This is a genomic window from Streptomyces sp. NPDC030840 (assembly GCF_055572015.1).
The window spans coordinates 1-14,846 of sequence record NZ_JBVIEE010000001.1 but is presented as its reverse complement, the minus strand read 5'-3'; the positions used below and the strand labels follow the sequence as shown (position 1 = coordinate 14,846).

Here is a 14,846-nt window from a genome sequence, read left to right as displayed (position 1 = left end):
TTCTCCCGGCAGGGCGGAACGGGCGGTCAGCGACGGGATGCGGTACCCGTTCCTTCATCGCCCGCCTCACCGACACCGGGTATGCCGGCGTCCACGTCCACTGGGACGGCTACCCCAGCCACCATCTCCCCCTCCTCCTCGGCGCCCACCAGTACCGCTTCGCCGGTGACCTGGAAGCCCTGAGCCGACACTTGATCGACGAGGCGCCCGACGGCTGGTCCCAGCTGGGCACCGGCCTCCTCGTACGACATCGGCGGCGGCGCGCGCTGGGTCGCCCGGGACAGCGATGCCGCCTGGTTCGTCCACACGGCGGAAGTGGTGGGGCTCGAAGCCGTCAGGGGTGGGCGGGACGACCAGGAACCGGCCCGGGCGGCGCTGCCGGTTGAGGACGTACAGCTGCTGGTGGTCGGGTCCGCCGAGCACGGCATGCCGGCCGAGTCGCCGGCCGACGGTCCAGTGGGCCCGCCGGGGTCCCGGACGCCGTGGTCGAGCGGGGACTCGTCGTCGCTGTAGCGGTGGTGGGATCGAAGCCGTCGTGCCGTTCGGACGCCTGGCCGTCATGGCTGCCGCTTCGAAGAACTCTTCGATCGATGCGAGGAGTCCCTGCGGCGGGTCCAGGACCTGGTCGAGGAACGCGGCGGCTTCATCGTAGGAGCGGGCTGCGTTGGGCCGTGCCGGAGCCGGGTTGCTGCCCGGGCGGGGGCGGGGCAGGAGGCGTGTCGCGGGATGTGCGGGCGTGCCTCAGGCACCCTTGAACTCCTGCCTCTGCCTCCCCAGCCCCTCGATCTCCAGCTCCACCACATCCCCCGCCCGCAGATACGGCTTCGGCTCGGGCTCGCCCATCGCCACCCCCGCCGGCGTCCCCGTGTTGATCACGTCGCCCGGGTACAGGGTCATGAACTGGCTGACGTACCGCACGACTTCCGCGACCGGGAAGATCTGCTCGGCGGTCGTGCCGTTCTGCTTCAGGTCGCCGTTCACCCACAGCTTCAGCGACAGGTTCTGCGGGTCGGGCACCTCGTCGGCGGTGACCAGCCAGGGCCCCAGCGGGTTGAACGTCTCGCAGTTCTTGCCCTTGTCCCAGGTGCCACCGCGCTCGATCTGGAACTCGCGCTCGGAGACGTCGTGCGCCACCGCGTACCCGGCGACATGCGCGAGCGCCTCCTGGGCCGAGCCCACGTAGCGGGCGGTGCGCCCGATGACGACCGCGAGTTCGACCTCCCAGTCGGTCTTGGTGGATCCGCGCGGCACGAGCACCGTGTCGTACGGCCCGACGACCGTGTCCGCCGCCTTGAAGAAGATCACCGGCTCGGCGGGCGGCTCGGCCCCCGTCTCGCGGGCGTGGTCGTGGTAGTTCAGCCCGATGCAGACGATCTTGCCGATCCGGGCGAGCGGCGGGCCCACGCGCAGCCCGGAGGCGTCCAGCACGGGCAGTTCGCCGGACTCGGCCGCCGTACGGATCCGGCCGAGCGCCTCGTCGTCCGCGAGCAGCGCCCCGTCGATGTCCTGGATCACCGCCGACAGGTCCCGCAGGGCCCCCTCGGCATCGAGCAGCGCGGGCCGCTCCGACCCCGCCGTACCGACTCGCAGCAGCTTCATGATCACAATCTCCCGGGGTGCAGTCATCGGATGACTGGTCGATCCTCCGCGGTCGGCGAGCGGTCCGCAATACCCGGTTCACGGACTGGACCGGCCTCGCCCTTCCCCCAGCGTTCCTTGCCCTCGCAGGAGCCCTACAGCACCGCGGCGGGGGCCGACACGTCCCGGTACAGCACCGCCCGCTCCACCGCGCTCCACGTCGTGCTGGTCACCACGTACAGCGCGGCGGCCAGCGGCACCACCGCCACGGTGACGAGGGTCATGAAGGAGACGAACGGCATGACCTTCATGACCGAGGCGACCCCGGGCACCTGCTCCCCCGAGGCGGTCACCGCCGACGCGGACGCGCTCGCCATCATCCGCTTCGACCGCCGGAAGTTGAACACGGCGACCACCGTGACGATCACGAACAGCCCCACGTACACGAGCCCCGCCGCCCCGAGGACGCCCCCGTCGTGGAGCGCGTCCGCCCACCGCTCACCGAGGGGCGCGGCGAACAGCGCGTGGGTGAGCAGTTCGTTCGCCTCACCGCCGATCGTCGTGTTCGAGAACAGGTGGTAGAGCAGGAAGAACGCCGGCGCCTGGCACAGGCTGGGCAGGCAGCCGGAGAGCGGTGACACCTTCTCCTTGGCGTGCAGTTCCATCAGGGCCTTCTGGAACCTCTCCGGGTTCTTCCCGTGCTTCTTCCGCAGTTCGGCGATCCGCGGCTGCAGCGCGGCCCGCGCCCGCTGCCCGCGCGCCGCGGCCCGGGAGAGGGGAAGGACGAGGAGTCGTACGAGCGCGGTGAACAGGACGATGGCGGCGGCCGCAGCGGTGCCGTGGAAGAGCGGCTGGAGCAGGTCGGCGAGCCGGCCGACCAGGTCGGCGAAGAGTGCGATGACAGCGGACATGGGTGGGTGAGCCCTCCGTGGGTCTCGTCGTGCCGGGAGGTGGCCGTGTGGCTTGATGCCTCGGGCCTGAGGACTTCGGCATGACGAGCCGCGGGGGCACGCGGCCACGGGACCCGCGGCAGGTACAGACAGGTGCGGGACCCGGAGAAGAGAGAGGCGTGCGTGCCCTACGCGGCCGTCAGGAGGGCCCGTCCGGGCGCCCTGGGCCGCGTACGCCCCGAGGCGTCGGGATCTCGCTGGGGCAGGAACGCCGTACGGCGCTCACGGTCGCGGATGGCCGTCCGTACGCGGGTGGGCGGCACGGCGGGCGCACAGCGCGAGGCGATCAGCGCGCAGGCGACGAGCGCGGAACCGGCCGCGGCGGTCGCGGCGAAGGCGACGGCGGCGGAGAGGCTGCCCGCGTCGAGGACGGCGACCTCGAAGAGGAGCAGCAGGAGGGCAGCGGCGGGACGCAGGGTGGTCCAGCTACGGATCACCGTCAGCTCCCCCTTCCGGTCGCCCTGCTCGTACAGATGTACCCGTGCGGACCGATCCGCACGGATGTAGCCGCACGAATGTTCCCGCACGGTCGTTCCTACACATATACATCACGTCCTCATCTCGCGTGCAGGGAGCGCAGCTTCCCCCACACGACAAGGCGGTACCTGGACGAGTACTCGGGCGTGCAGGTGGTGAGGGTGAGGTAGTGGCCGGGGTCGCCGTACCCGTACGACGGCTTCACGTCGCTGCGCGGGACGGGCCGCAGGACACCGCCGTCGCCGGGCGTGGTGCGCGCGAGCGTCCTGTCGACGGCGTACGTGTAGACGGCCGCCCGCGTCTCGACGCGCACCTCGTCCCCGCGCCGGAGCCGGTTGATGTACCGGAAGGGCTCGCCGTGGGTGTTGCGGTGCCCGGCGAGGGCGAAGTTCCCGGCCTGGCCCGGCTGGGCCGTGCGCGGGTAGTGGCCGGCGTAGCCCTTGTTGAGCACGTTCCGCTTGCTGATGCCCTCGGCGACGGGGACGCGGAGGCCGAGGCGGGGGATGGTGAGGACGGCGTAGGCCTGGCTGAGGCCGGGGCGGGTGGGGGCGCGGCCGGTGCTCGTACGCCGGTCGCCGGCCCCGGCGCCGGCCGGGGGCCCCGGCTCGGGGGCGGCCCGCGTGTCGGCGCCCGGCCCACCACCGGCATCACCACCGCCGTCGCCACCGCCCTCACCGTCGTCGTCACCCGTTCCCTGCCCCCACTCCCGTTCCAGCGCCTCGACCTGGCGCTCGGCGCCCTCGCGGGCCCGCTGGTTGGTCCACCACAGCTGGTGGGCGACGAGGAGGAGCAGGACGGCCCCGAGGGTGACGGCGAGTTCGGCGGAGGTCCACAGCAGGCGGCGGTACGCGGCACGGCGGCGCCGGGTGCCGTGGTGGACGACGGCGGGAGCCCGCATGCGTACGCCTCCTTTGCCGGGGGCCGCACGATAGGGCGCCTTCCTCCAACTCACCAGAGCGGCAGCAGGGCGGGCGCCTTTTATCCCCCCTTCTCATAACCATTGGAAGAAACGCCGTGAGAATCCCGAGAAAGCGCTGTCGCACCTCTCGACAACACCACCTGTCACCCCCGACTCTTCCGGAGAACGGCAGACGCGCCTCTCCCCGGGCGCTCTGCCGTCACCCCCCATGGCCACCCCCTGACCACCTCCCCCGACCACCACCGCATGCCCCCATGGCCACCCTGACCACCTCCCGGCACCCGCGCCGCGCCCCTCGGAGCTGACATGACCGCATCACACAGACCCGGACCCGAAGGCCAGGACCACGCACACCAGCCGAACGGCACCCACGACACCACCCCCGGCCCGGGGCGGCGCCCGTCCGCCTTCCGCCGCAGGGCCCTGCTGGCCGCCGCGGGCGGTGCGGTCCTCGGCGGCGCCCTGGGTACGGGCGTCGCGCGCGCCGACGCGACGATCGCGGTCAACCCCGGGACGACGTACGGCACCTGGGAGGGCTGGGGCACCTCCCTCGCCTGGTGGGCGAACGTCTTCGGCACCCGTACCGACTTCGCCGACCTCTTCTTCACCACCAACTCGGTGACGTACAACGGCACATCGCTGCCCGGCCTGGGCATGAACATCGCCCGCTACAACCTCGGCGCGTGCAGCTGGAACAGCGTGGGCGGCGAGACCATGGTCGCCTCGCCCAACATCCCCGCCTTCAAGCAGATCGAGGGCTACTGGCAGGACTGGAACAACGAGGACCCCGCCTCCTCGGCCTGGGACTGGACGGCGGACGCGACGCAACGGTCCATGCTGACCAAGGCGGTGGCGCGCGGCGCGACGACCGAGCTTTTCGCCAACTCCCCCATGTGGTGGATGTGCCTCAACCACAACCCGTCGGGCGCCTCCGGCGGCGGCAACAACCTCCAGTCCTGGAACTACCGCCAGCACGCCTCACACCTCGCCGCCGTGGCTCTCTACGCCAGGAACAACTGGGGCGTGAACTTCGCGACGGTCGACCCCTTCAACGAACCGGCCTCCACCTGGTGGACCGCCACGGGCACCCAGGAGGGCTGCCACATGGACCCGGCGGTCCAGGCGGCCGTACTCCCCTACATGCGCAGCGAACTGGACAAGCGCGGCCTGACCGGCGTCCGCATCGCGGCCTCGGACGAGACGAACTACGACACGGCGCGCAGCACCTGGAGTTCCTTCAACTCCTCCACCAAGGCCCTGGTCAACCAGGTCAACGTGCACGGCTACCAGGGCTCGGGCGGCCGCCGCGACCTGCTCTACACGGACGTGGTGACGACGTCGGGCAAGAAACTCTGGAACTCCGAGACGGGTGACGGCGACGGCACGGGCCTCACCCTGGCCTCCAACCTCTGCCTGGACTTCCGCTGGCTGCACCCGACCGCGTGGGTCTACTGGCAGGTGATGGACCCGACGGCGGGCTGGGCGATGATCGCCTACGACGCGAGCACGCTCCAGCCGACCACGATCCAGACCAAGTACTACGTGATGGCCCAGTTCAGCCGTCACATCCGCCCCGGGATGACGATCCTGAACACCGGCGTGGACTACGCGGTGGCGGCCTACAGCGCCTCGTCCCGCCGCCTGGTGATCGTGGCGGTGAACAAGTCGACCTCGGCCCAGACCCTGACCTTCGACCTCTCCCGCTTCTCCACGGTGACCGGCGGCTCGGGCGGCCTCGTCCCGCGCTGGAACACCCACACGTCCAGCGGCAGCGACCGCTACCGCTCCTACTCGGACACCCGCCTGAGCGGCAAGACGGTGGCGGTGCCGTTCGCGGCGGGGGCGGTGCAGACGCTGCAGGTGGACGGGGTGGTGCTGTAGGCGTCGCCGACTGGCCGGCGGCTGTCTTCACGGCCACGGCCACAGCCACGGCCCTGGCCCGGTTGGTGCTCGGACACGACCTTGGTCTCTCAGGTCGTGTCCGAGTACGTCCCGCCCGATCACCCGCCGCGTCGGCAGTTCGCGCACCTGGGTTCACGCGGACCTGGGTTCATGCTGAAGAACCTTCGGTTTCCGCGAGCCGGCGGGGTTCACGGCCCCCGGAGCAACAGAACAGCCATGAGCACCGCACGGTGCCGACTCAGGTCGCGACCAAGCCGCCGTCGGCGGTGAGCACCGCGCCGGTGATGTAGCTGGCCTTGTCGGAGGCCAGGAACACCACGGCCTCGGCGATCTCGTCAGGCTCGCCGGCACGGGTGAGCGGTGTGTTCTGGCTGAACGCCTCGAACATCTCGCCCACCGTGTCGACGGCCATGTCGGTCCGGATCGGGCCGGGCGCCACGGAGTTGACGCGAACGCCCGCCGCGCCGAACTCGACGGCCCACGACCGGGTCAGCGCGTCCATCGCGGCCTTGGACGCGTTGTAGACGGAGCCGACCGGGGTGCCGATCTGCGCGGCGACCGACGACACGTTGACGATCGCGCCCTTCTTCCTGGCCACCATGGCCGGCACGAGCGCGGCCGTCAGGAAGTAGGACGCACGGACGTTGATGTCGAACACCTGCTCGTAGCTGTCGAGCGACTGCTCGGGGGTCGTCGAGAACGGGAAGATACCCGCGTTGTTCACGAGCACGTCCACCTCGCCGACCTCCTCGGCGAGCCCCCGGACGTCGTCGATGTCCGCGACGTCCGCGACGACGAAGTGACCCGTCCCGCCCGCCTGTTCGATCAGCTCGACGGTCTCCTTGCCGAGCTCGGCCCTGCGCCCGGTCACGTAGACGGTGGCACCCGCCTCCGCGAGCTTGACCGCGATCGCGCGGCCGATGCCCGACGTGGCGCCGGTGACGAGTGCCTTCTTGTCCTGAAGTTCCTTGGTTGACATGTCGCACAACTTGGCCGCGCCAGATCGTCAGCACATAAATTCCGTATATACCGCCTGGTCAGGTCGCGAGGAAGCCGCCGTCCGCCCTGCCGATCGCCCCGGTGAGGGCGTGCACCGCACCGCCCTGCGGGACGGTCGCACCCGCACCTGCCGGCTTCACCGCCACCGCGCGACCGATGCCGGACGTCGCGCCGGGGACGAGTGCTCGTCGTCCCGGCAGCCTCTTCGCACCGCCCCGCCCCGCCCCGCGGGACAGCAATCAGCTGGTCAGCGCGGCTGTGCGCAGCCGGAAGTAGAAGCGCACGAACTGCGGTAGCCGGTAGCGGCCGAGTACGAGCGGCTCGATCAGGTGCACGCCCGAGAGCGACTCCAGCACCAGCTCGATCTCACCGGGGTCGGCCCCGGACATCTCCGCCGCCCTGTGGATGTCGATCACCTCGGTGTCCTGGCGCGCGAAGCACATGAGCATGTGTCGTTCCGGCTCGCTGAGCTGCTTGTCGGCCGCGATCAGCGGGGCCAGCATCGCGGTGCAGTCGGACGGGATCGCGTCGGCGAGCTTGCTCTCCCGCTCCATCTGCCGCAGAAACATCTCGATCGTCCAGTGAGGACGCGAGCTGAGCTGGCCCCCGATCACCCTGATCGGGTTCGGCAGTCGCGAAAGGCGTTCCAGCAGTATCTCGGCCTGCTCGGGTTCCGCGTCCGCGCGCACCGGGCCGATGGTCCTGCGGAAGAACTCCCGCGCCTCCGGCTCGGCCAGCCCGGCGATCGTCAGCCAGGTCACCCCCGGCAGCTCGTTCAACCGGCGGACGCTCGTGAGGATCAACGCCGATCCGGGCGTGGCGAGATCGCGTACGCTCGCCGCGTCCCGCACGTCGTCGACCACGACCAGGAACCGCTTGCCGCGCGCCTTCTCCCGCCACAGCGCCGCTCTGTCGCCGACGGGGTTCTCCACACCGACCGCGCGCAGCAGCTCGCCCGCGACGTCGCTGCCCCTGACGAAGATCTGCCCGTCCGGGAAGCGGCCCCTGACGAGGTGGCCGATCCGGGTGGCCAGCGCGGTCTTGCCGCTGCCCCGCATACCGGTGATGCCCACGGTGCCCGGCAGGGTCCGGAGAGCCTGCGCGATCTCCTCGGCGCGGCCGGTGAAGTCGATCAGGTCCGGCAGCAGCTGCTCCGGCCTGCGCGGCGGGGCGAGGTCGCCGCCCAGGATCTGCGCGTGGACCCTGCGCAGCTCCGGCCCTGGTTCAAGGCCGAGCTCCTCGTTGAGGTGCGCGCGCGCCTGGTGGAAGTGGTCAAGTGCTTCGCCCTGCCTGCCCTCCAGGTAGAGCGCGCGCATCAGGAGGGCTCGCGGTCGTTCCCTGAGCGGGAAGGCGGCGACGTGCTTCTGCAGCTCCAGCACGTCGAGCTCGCGTTCGAGGCAGTCCTCCCGCCTCTTGAGCAGGTAGTCGCCGAGCCGTACCCGTTGCGCGTCGAAGTAGGCACTCCGGAGGCCCTCCAAGGGCTCGCCGCGGCAGTCGTCGACGATCTCCGCGCGGACCGTGTACCCGCCGTCTCTGGACATCAGGTTCAGCTCCGGAAGCGCCTTGCGGATCTTGTACATGTACGTCCGCAGCGCCATCACCGCGCTCGGCGTCGGGTCGTCCCAGACCATGCCGATCAGCTGGTCGTTGCTCAGCCGGATGCCGTTGTTCAACAGCAACGCCGCCAGCACCGCCCGCTGTTGGCGCGGCCCCAGGTGGATCTCCTCGTCGTCGCGCCAGGCTCGTACCGGACCCATCAGTGAGAAGCGCAGGCTCATGCGACAGCACAACGCACGCGCGCATCCCCTGCTTCCCCTCTGCTTCCCCCCTGCTTCCCCCTGCTTCCCGCGGCGACGTGACAGACCCGAGCGTGTCGCCGCATACGTGATCCGGGAAGAAGGCGGGGCCGGTCAGGAGAGAAGCTGCGCCCCGCCTCGCTGAAACAGGCGGATCTGGAGTGCGCCACGCTCCCCGGGGCCGACTCCACCAACTCCACACACCGGCCCGGGGAGCTCGCGAGCGTAAGAAGGCCAGGCACGCACACCTTCTGGCCTGGGAATATCTGCTGCTCGTCAACCAACGGCAGTACGGTGTCCCCCATGCGCCCCGACACCGCTGCCGAGAACGTCGACCACCACGCCGAAGCGGCCCGCCTGGAGCGGACGGCCGGCCTCTACCCCGAGGACGCCGAACACCTGCTCCTGCAGGCCGCGGCCCACCTCGAACTGTCCGGCGCGCGCGCCGCCGCGTCGGCACTCTACGACCGCCTGCTGTCGTCCCCCGACTCCCTCGAGAACCCCCACCTCGTGCGCGCCCTCAAGGCGTCCAACCTCTGGGAGTACGGCCACGAGGCGGAGGCGAGGGCCATCATCGAGGGCCTGCGCACCGCGTCCCCCCGCGACCCGGCCACGTGGGTCATCGCGGCGGAGGCCCTGGAGGCCCACGACGAGCTGGAGGCGGCGCAGGAGACTTTCACGGAGGGCGCGACCCTCCTCCTCTCCGGCGTGACGGACCCCCCGTACTCGACGCACCCCCTCCTCTTCGGCCGCCACCGGGTACGCCGCATGCTCGGCGTCCCCCACGACGACTGGGACACCCTCGCGGACTCCCTCCACTCGTCCCCTGTCTCCCTCGACGAACTCCACGACCCCAAGCGCGTCTGGTCCCTGGGCTCGGACAACCCGGCGGAACTCGAAGCGGAGATCTCACGGCTGCACGCGGAGCTGGGCGCCTACCGGCAGGCCCTCTCCCGCCCGTTCCCGGTGGCGGTCCTCCACTGGCCGACGGGTGAGCTGGCGGAACTGGTGACGGCGTACCCGACGCTGGCCGAGGAGTACCCGTCGCACGAGGAGCACCTGGCGACGATAGAGGGCTCCCTGCGCGAACTGGCGAGCTCGGGCACCCCGAACCTGGGCATCGTGACGGGGACGGTCCCGTCGTACGAGGCGTTCGCGGCATCGGAGGGCGCGTCCCCCGCCGACACCACCCTGCTCCCGCAGTACGCAACGACGCTGGCGGCACGGGGCCGGGCGGTGACGTGGCCTCCCCAGCGGGGGACGGTGTGCTGGTGCGGCTCGGGGCGGGTCTATGAGGGGTGCCACGGGGCGTAGTCGGGCCTACGGCTCCGCGGCATGCGGCTGTGCGGGTCCGCAGTCCCACGGCTATGCGGCTCCACGGCCATGCGGTCCCATGACTGTGCGGCTCCACGTGAGGTGGCGCGGGCTGCCGGCCCAGGAGCCCCGTTGGACTCTGTTGCACCCCGTTGAGCCCCGTTGGGCCTCGTCGGCCGCCGCGGTGGCCGCCTCACGGCGCTTCACCACGCTGCTGATCCAGGGCATGCGGGCCGAGGCGGCCATCCCACCGCTGCCCCGCTGCCCCGCCGGTCCGGCTGCCGCCGGCGGTTGTGACCTACTGATCGTTTCTTGATCTGAGGTCTCGGCCGAGATGGTGCCCTGTGGCGCGACGGAACCGGTTGATCTGCCAGCGCGTTGGATCGGCAGGACTCTGTTGGAGGGAACCTTGTCGAGGCAGAGCTTCCCGCCGACGCGGGCAGTCGGCCGCGGGGCGGCCTGGTACCGCGGGGACTGCCATGTCCACTCCGTCCACTCGGACGGCGAACTCACTCCCGAGGAGCTGGCCGTTCGGGCGCGCGCCGCCGGGCTCGACTTCATCGCGACGACGGAGCACAACTCAGCTGCGGTTCCCGGCGCGTGGGGGCATCTGGCCGCCGATGACTTCCTGATCATTCTCGGTGAGGAAGTGACCACGAAGACCGGGCACTGGCTCGCGCTCGGCACCAACCCCGGACAGGTCGTCGACTGGAACTACCAGGTCAGGGACGGACTGATCGATCAGTGCCTGGACCAGGTCCATCGGGTCGGGGGTCTGTGCGTGGCGGCGCACCCGCACGCGCCCTATCCGTCGGGCGACTTCATGTTCCCGTTCCGGGGTTTCGACGTGGTGGAGGTCTGGAACGGACTGTGGACCTCGGACCGACCGTGGAACGCCGACAACGAGGCCGCTCTGGCGGACTGGGGGCGGAGTCTCGCGGCCGACATCCCCACGGGGTCCTGGCGGCCGGCGATGGGCAACAGCGACACCCACTTGGAGGGACAGATCGGCATCCCCCACACGGTGGTCTTCGCGGAGGAACTGAGCACGAAGGCGATCCTGGCCGGAATCCGTGCCGGTCGCAGCTGGATCGCCGAGTCGGCGGATGTCCACGTGTCGTTCACCGCCCATGCCGACGGTCGCGTGGCCGGGGTGGGAGAACGGCTCGCGACCCGTGACGCGCGGGTCGAAACGCGGGCGGCAGTACAAGGCGTGCCCATGGGTACCGTCAGCTTCCACACCGATCGAGGAAAGGTCCACCGCGTGCCTCTGCCCAGTGACGGGACGGGTGCGGTCCGGTGGGACACGACAGCGGGCGACGCGGCGTTCGTCCGCATCGAGGTCCGCCATCCCAACGGGCACGTGGCCGCACTCACCAATCCGATCGTCCTGACTTGACCGCTCACTTCACCCTGTGGCGCGCCAGTTCATCCGCCAGAAGGACGCCTGGCCGATAGCGATCACTTCAGCGCAGAGCCTCCCTATGTCAGCGGCTGCTGTTACAACAGATCCCTATCGGCACGAGTGATCGTGTACGAGAACCACGAGGGATCAGGGGAGCAGTCGTGGCAGAACCAGGGGGCCCGTCGCAGCCGATCGCGGGTGTCTACGAGAAGCTGATCACGCACGATGTGCATGTTGAACTGGAGCGATTCGAGGCCGCGGGCTGGAAGGCCATCGACGTAGAGGTCACTCCCGAATCCGCCCCCCATGTGCTGGCTCGTCACATCGGCGAAGCCGTTGGCAAAAGGCTGAGCCAGCTACCGCCCGAAAACCGAGTCTTGGTCGCGAACCGCATCCTTGCGTCCTTGGCTGCCAGTGCCCCGGGTCCCGGGGAAGCCGAGGCCGTCAGCACCATCGTGGAAGGCCCTCGACAGCTCCTGGCGCTCGCTCAGCAGGAGGCTCAAGGTGTGTACGCCCTGCGCCCGCTGACACCGCTGTCCGAGACATCGCTCATCACGAACTCTCCCGAAGACCTCAGCCTCGGCGCGGAACTCAGGGCGGAACTCGCGACCGCAGACCGCATCGATCTGCTGTGCGCGTTCGTGAAGTGGTACGGCATACGGGTCCTGGAGGACTCCTTGCGCGCCGCGAAGGAACGGGGCGTGCCAATCCGCGTCATTACGACGACCTACATCGGCGCCACCGATCGCCATGCGCTCGACCGCCTCGCCCGCGACTTCGGTGCCACCGTCAAGGTCAACTACGAAACTCGTTCCACTCGCCTGCATGCCAAGGCCTGGCTGTTCAGGCGCAACACGGGCTTCGATACCGCCTACGTCGGCAGCTCAAATCTTTCGAAGGCTGCACTTCTCGACGGCCTGGAGTGGAACGTACGGCTGTCGTCGATCGCAACGCCGGCAGTGCTGGACAAGTTCGAAGCGACGTTCGACGCGTACTGGAACGATTCCGCCTTCGAGACCTACGACCCCGACCACCATGGTGACCGCCTAGACCGAGCCTTGGCCCAGGCAGGCGGTTCTACCTCCTCCACTGCTGACCTGAAGATCAACCTTTCGGGACTGGAGGTACATCCCTTCCCCTATCAGCGAGACATGTTGGAACGCCTTCAGGTCGAGCGAGAGATCCGGGGGCGCCACCGCAACCTACTCGTCGCGGCGACTGGTACGGGAAAGACCGTGATGGCAGCACTTGACTACCGCAACTTGAGCAAGAAGCTCGGAAGCGGGCGTCCGAAGTTGCTGTTCGTAGCGCACCGCAAGGAGATCCTCAAGCAGTCGCTGCGCACGTACCAGGAGGTGCTGGTCGACGCCTCGTTCGGCGAGCTGCTCTACGGAGGTGAGGACCCGCGCGATGGGAATCACGTTTTCGCCAGCGTCCAGTCGCTGAACATGCAGCGCCTGGAACAGCTGGCCCCGGATCACTTCGACATCATCGTCATCGACGAGTTCCATCACGCCACGGCCGCCACCTACCGTCGGGTCATCGAGCACTTCAAGCCCAAGGAACTACTCGGCCTGACTGCAACTCCCGAGCGGATGGACGGGCTCAATGTGCAGGACGAGTTCTTCGAAGGACGCATCGCGGCTGAGATGCGGCTCTGGGAGGCCCTCGAAAACGATCTGCTGTGCCCCTTCCACTACTTCGGTATTCCAGACGGCACAGACCTGACGAGCCTCGGCTGGCAGAAGGGCACGTACGCAGACCAGGAACTCGGCAACCTCTACACCGGCAACCACGCGCGAGCCCGCATTGTGGTCAAGCAGATCCGCGACAAGGTCTCTCAGCCCGGAGCCATGCGCGCGCTGGGCTTCTGTGTGACCAAGGCGCACGCCCATTTCATGGCGGACTTCTTCCGACAGGCCGGCTTCCAAGCGACCGCCCTCGACAGTGATTCGCCACCCGCAGTTCGGGACCAGGCGCTCAAGGACCTACGTGACGGAAAGCTGCAAGTCATCTTCTCCGTGGACCTGTTCAACGAAGGCCTTGACATCCCGGACGTCGACACACTCCTCCTGTTGCGTCCTACCAACAGCGCCACGGTCTTCCTCCAGCAGCTGGGCCGAGGGCTGCGTCGCACTGAGAACAAACCCGTGCTCACTGTCCTTGATTTCATCGGCCAGCACCGAGCGGAGTTCCGCTTCGAGGAGCAGTTCCGAGCCCTGACGAACCTCTCCAGGAACCGACTCGTCGATCACCTTGAGCATGACTTCCCGCTGCTTCCCTCCGGATGCCAGATCATCCTGGAAGGAAAAGCCAAGGACCTCGTGCTCGACAACATCCGTACCCAACTGAGCGCGAACATCAAGACCTTGGTGTCCGAAGTCAAGGCCTACGACACTCCCCGGCTAGCGGACTATCTGCGTGAGAGCCGTAGGGAGATCAAAGAGCTGTACAAGAGTGACAACTCCTGGACGGCTGTCCTCCGCAGGGCGGGCATCATCAACGGCGCTGTCCCTGATGGAGAAGCGGCCCTTCTCAAGCGCGTCCACGCCTTCCTTCACGTCGACGACCCCGAACGCGCCAGCGCGTACCTGCGGCTCCTCGCAGACGACGTGCCACCCTACGAAGCGCTAGCTCCCGCCGATCAGGTATACGCGCGCATGCTCTTCTTCAACTTGTGGGACAACGCTGGCGGATTTACCAACTTTCAGCAAGGTCTTGAATCGCTCCGTGCCCACCACGCAGTCCGCGATGAACTCCGGCAGGTGCTCTCGTACGTCATCGAGCAGGCCGACCACTTCCCGATCCCTCTGTCAGGCACCCACGGCCACATCCCGTTGAAGATCCACAGCTCCTACAACCGCTCGGAGATTCTGGCAGCCCTCGGAGTGGCCCGTTTCGGTGGCCAGATGCCCAGGTCCTTCGCCCAGGGCGTCCAGTGGGTCGACGACATCCAAACGGATGCCCTCCTTGTGACCTTGGAGAAGAACGAGAAGGACTTCTCGCCCACCGTCCGATACAAGGACTACGCGCTGAGCCCCACGCTCTTCCACTGGGAGTCTCAGAACTCGACCGCGGCGAACTCACCGACGGGGCTGCGCTACCAGCACCACGCGCAACAAGGCAGCCACATCCTGCTGTTCATGCGCCGCTACAAGAGCACCGACACCGGGAAGTCTCAGCCATGGATGCTTCTGGGACCCGCCACCTACGACAGCCACAAGGGCAGCAAGCCGATGGCGATCACATGGCGTCTGGAGCATGAGCTGCCAGCTGACGTCTGGTCGTATGCCGCCATCAACGCAAGCTAGTTGACCGCATCTGATGTCAGAGCGATCAGCTAACGTCAGAGTATGGACTTATCTTCGATCAAGCCCGGGCTGGTGACCACGCGCGCCGAGATGAAGGAGCTCTTCGGCGGAGGGCCCCAGGGAGGGATCATCCCGTCCACTACCACCCCCAACATCCTGATCTACGTAGATCACGACAGCGGCAAGAAGTTCGGC

Annotated in this window: 12 protein-coding genes; 5 read left to right on the top strand and 7 right to left on the bottom strand. The window is 68.8% G+C overall.

Going from position 1 to position 14,846, the window contains the following annotated elements; all coding sequences use genetic code 11:
- Nucleotides 1–26: 26 nt before the first annotated feature.
- Nucleotides 27–308 (bottom strand): hypothetical protein, encoded by a 282-nt coding sequence (locus tag ACZ49J_RS00060; protein WP_467450448.1) that lies wholly within the window; start codon nucleotides 306–308, stop codon nucleotides 27–29.
- A 10-nt stretch (nucleotides 309–318) separates the two neighbouring features.
- Between ACZ49J_RS00060 and ACZ49J_RS00055 the strand changes: the two genes are divergently transcribed.
- Nucleotides 319–513, top strand: coding sequence for a hypothetical protein (locus tag ACZ49J_RS00055; RefSeq protein WP_467450447.1), 195 nt, complete (start codon nucleotides 319–321; stop codon nucleotides 511–513).
- 228 nt (nucleotides 514–741) lie between these two features.
- On the opposite strand, the gene ACZ49J_RS00050 is transcribed toward ACZ49J_RS00055, so the two are convergent.
- From ACZ49J_RS00050 to ACZ49J_RS00035, 4 genes are all read right to left on the bottom strand, one after another.
- Nucleotides 742–1,599, bottom strand: a complete 858-nt coding sequence (locus ACZ49J_RS00050; RefSeq protein WP_467450446.1) for a fumarylacetoacetate hydrolase family protein — start codon at nucleotides 1,597–1,599, stop codon at nucleotides 742–744.
- 134 nt (nucleotides 1,600–1,733) lie between these two features.
- Nucleotides 1,734–2,477, bottom strand: coding sequence for a YidC/Oxa1 family membrane protein insertase (locus ACZ49J_RS00045; RefSeq protein WP_467450636.1), 744 nt, complete (start codon nucleotides 2,475–2,477; stop codon nucleotides 1,734–1,736).
- A 179-nt stretch (nucleotides 2,478–2,656) separates the two neighbouring features.
- Nucleotides 2,657–2,965 (bottom strand): DUF6412 domain-containing protein, encoded by a 309-nt coding sequence (locus ACZ49J_RS00040; protein ID WP_467450635.1) that lies wholly within the window; start codon nucleotides 2,963–2,965, stop codon nucleotides 2,657–2,659.
- Between the two features lie 119 nt (nucleotides 2,966–3,084).
- On the bottom strand, nucleotides 3,085–3,903 hold the full coding sequence (locus ACZ49J_RS00035) for a class E sortase (RefSeq protein WP_467450445.1): 819 nt from the start codon (nucleotides 3,901–3,903) through the stop codon (nucleotides 3,085–3,087).
- A 327-nt stretch (nucleotides 3,904–4,230) separates the two neighbouring features.
- Between ACZ49J_RS00035 and ACZ49J_RS00030 the strand changes: the two genes are divergently transcribed.
- Nucleotides 4,231–5,805 carry a glycoside hydrolase gene (locus ACZ49J_RS00030; protein WP_467450444.1) on the top strand — a complete coding sequence of 525 codons (1,575 nt, stop codon included), beginning with the start codon at nucleotides 4,231–4,233 and terminating at the stop codon, nucleotides 5,803–5,805.
- Nucleotides 5,806–6,064: 259 nt separating this feature from the next.
- Here the strand turns inward: ACZ49J_RS00030 and ACZ49J_RS00025 are convergent, their stop codons facing one another.
- Together ACZ49J_RS00025 and ACZ49J_RS00020 are read right to left on the bottom strand one after the other, a co-directional pair.
- Nucleotides 6,065–6,805, bottom strand: a complete 741-nt coding sequence (locus tag ACZ49J_RS00025; RefSeq protein ID WP_467450443.1) for an SDR family NAD(P)-dependent oxidoreductase — start codon at nucleotides 6,803–6,805, stop codon at nucleotides 6,065–6,067.
- A 259-nt stretch (nucleotides 6,806–7,064) separates the two neighbouring features.
- On the bottom strand, nucleotides 7,065–8,603 hold the full coding sequence (locus ACZ49J_RS00020; protein ID WP_467450442.1) for a BTAD domain-containing putative transcriptional regulator: 1,539 nt from the start codon (nucleotides 8,601–8,603) through the stop codon (nucleotides 7,065–7,067).
- Nucleotides 8,604–8,924: 321 nt separating this feature from the next.
- Here ACZ49J_RS00020 and ACZ49J_RS00015 point away from each other — a divergent pair, with 321 nt between their 5' ends.
- The 3 genes from ACZ49J_RS00015 (at nucleotide 8,925) to ACZ49J_RS00005 (ending at nucleotide 14,651) form a co-directional block, all read left to right on the top strand.
- A complete protein-coding gene (locus ACZ49J_RS00015; protein ID WP_467450441.1) occupies nucleotides 8,925–9,935 on the top strand; it encodes a hypothetical protein in 1,011 nt (336 codons plus the stop codon).
- 409 nt (nucleotides 9,936–10,344) lie between these two features.
- Complete coding sequence (locus ACZ49J_RS00010) at nucleotides 10,345–11,334, top strand: CehA/McbA family metallohydrolase (RefSeq protein WP_467450440.1); 990 nt, start codon at nucleotides 10,345–10,347, stop codon at nucleotides 11,332–11,334.
- Between the two features lie 167 nt (nucleotides 11,335–11,501).
- Nucleotides 11,502–14,651, top strand: coding sequence for a DEAD/DEAH box helicase (locus ACZ49J_RS00005; RefSeq protein ID WP_467450438.1), 3,150 nt, complete (start codon nucleotides 11,502–11,504; stop codon nucleotides 14,649–14,651).
- The last annotated feature ends 195 nt before the right edge of the window (nucleotides 14,652–14,846 follow it).